The sequence below is a fragment of the Phaeovulum sp. genome, from assembly GCF_041596715.1.
GTDB lineage: Bacteria > Pseudomonadota > Alphaproteobacteria > Rhodobacterales > Rhodobacteraceae > UBA6213.
Window position 1 is genome coordinate 1 of sequence record NZ_JBFHIA010000356.1, and the last position, 2,231, is coordinate 2,231.

The 2,231-nt window shown below is 63.3% G+C and carries 2 protein-coding genes; one reads left to right on the top strand and one right to left on the bottom strand.

Translation table 11 applies throughout. From position 1 onward, the window contains the following. Positions 1-1,361 (bottom strand): TldD/PmbA family protein (locus ABY403_RS15915; RefSeq protein ID WP_372841791.1); only part of this gene is annotated, 1,361 nt, incomplete at its 3' end. 169 nt (positions 1,362-1,530) lie between these two features. Between ABY403_RS15915 and ABY403_RS15920 the strand changes: the two genes are divergently transcribed. Then, positions 1,531-2,231: cytochrome c oxidase subunit II (locus tag ABY403_RS15920; RefSeq protein WP_372841792.1), on the top strand; the 701-nt coding region annotated here is incomplete at its 3' end.

Genomic DNA, 2,231 nt, shown 5'->3' on the forward strand with positions numbered 1-2,231 from the left:
ACCGGAACCCATTGCCCGGCCTTGCCGCAATTGCCGATGCCGGGGTCAAGCGCCATGTCGTTGCCGATTGCGCGGATCTGGCGCATCGCGGCGGGGCCGTCGCCGATCAGCGTTGCGCCCTTGACCGGGGCACCGATCACGCCGTTTTTCACGCGGTAGGCTTCGGTGCAGGAAAAGACGAACTTGCCGTTGGTGATGTCCACCTGACCGCCGCCAAAGCCCACGGCATAGATGCCGTCTTTCAGGTCTGCGACAATGTCGCCCGGCTTGGCGTTACCCGCCAGCATATAGGTGTTGGTCATGCGCGGCATCGGGCTGTGCGCGTAGCTTTCACGCCGACCGTTACCGGTGGGGGCCACGCCCATCAGTCGCGCGTTCTGGCGGTCTTGCATATAGCCCACAAGGATCCCGTCCTCGATCAGCACGGTGCGCCCGGACGCGGTGCCTTCGTCATCCACCGAGATCGAGCCGCGCCTGTCGGGCAGCGTGCCATCATCGACCACCGTCACACCGCGCGCAGCGACCTGCTGGCCGATCAGGCCGGCGAAGGCCGAAGTCTGCTTGCGGTTGAAATCGCCTTCAAGCCCGTGGCCCACGGCTTCGTGCAGCAGAATACCGGGCCATCCGGGGCCAAGCGCCACGTCGAACGCCCCGGCGGGTGCGGGCACCGCATCAAGGTTGACCAGCGCAATCCGCAGCGCCTCGCGCGCAACACCCTGCCAATGCGCCGGTTCAAGCAACCCCGTCAGCCCAAAGCGCCCACCGCCGCCCATGCCGCCGCTTTCGCGCCGCCCGCCCTGTTCAACGATCACCGAGACGTTGAGCCGCGCCATCGGCCGCGTATCGGCCACAAGCCCACCTTCGGGGCGCAGAATGAACACCTCTTGATGCGATGCCGCGATCGTGGCGGAAACCTGCACGACGCGCGCATCTAGGCCGCGCGCGAAGGCGTCGATTTCGCGCAGGATGTCGAGCTTGGCGGCAAAGGTCGCATCGGCCATCGGGTCGGCATCGGTGTAAAGCTGGCGGTTCGAGCCGCGCGGCGCATCAGCCGCGACACCGCCGCCATCGCCAACCGCGAGCCGTGCCGTAGCAACGGCGCGGCGAAGCGCGGATTGGGATATTTCGGTCGAATGGGCATAGCCTGCGACCTCGCCGCGCACCGCGCGCAGGCCGAAACCTTCGGATGCGTCATAAGAGGACAGTTTCACCCGACCATCGTCAAAAACGAGTGATTCTGACCGCTTGCGCTCTAGGAACAACTCACCGTCATCGGCCCCCGCGACTGCTTCGCGCAGCAAGCCCAAGGCTTGGTCGCGGTCGATCAGGGTCTCAAAAGGGGCAAAACGGGGCGTGGCCATGGCGATCCTTGTCTTTGATCTGGAGTTAGAAAAGCAACAGAATGTCGCAGCTTTCCCTTGTCGACGCGCGGCGGATGTGGTTTCAAATGCTTGCATACAACGGAGGCGGGGGCCAGTCCCCCAAATCCGTGGCGGCAGGGAGAGCCGCTTCAGGGAACGGGAAACAACGATGATTTTCGCGAAAATCCGCCTCGGGTTCGGGGCAGCCATGACTGCGGCATTTGCCGCTGGCGCAGCGTTTGCACAAGACGGTATCACCGGCTTGGCAGTGGTGGGCCAAGCACAAGACGGGGGCCTCGGCTTTCAGACCGCCGGGAACGAGCTTGCGCGCGATCAGCAATGGCTTGACGACATGCTGCTTTATATCACCGGTGCGATCGTGGTGCTGGTGATCGTGCTGCTGGCCTATACGATCTTGCGTTTCAACCGCCGCGCCAACCCCACGCCCGCACGCTTTACCCATAACGCGCCGCTGGAGATCGTCTGGACTCTGGTGCCGGTTCTGATTCTTGTCGCGATTGGTTCGTTCTCGCTTCCGACGCTGTTCAAGCAGCAAGAGATTCCGCCCGCTGACATCGTTATCAAGGTGACGGGTTATCAGTGGTATTGGGGATACCAATATCCTGACGAGGGTATCGCGTTTGACGCGCTGATGCTCGAGCGCGCCGATCTGGAAGAATACGGCTATGACGAATCCGCCTATCTGCTGGCGACCGACAGCGCCGTGGTCGTGCCGATCGGCAAGACTGTTGTGCTGCAAATCACCGCCGCCGATGTGATCCATTCGTGGGCGATGCCCGCCTTTGCGATCAAGCAGGATGGCGTGCCGGGGCGTATTGCGCAGGCGTGGTTCAAGGCCGAACAGGAAGG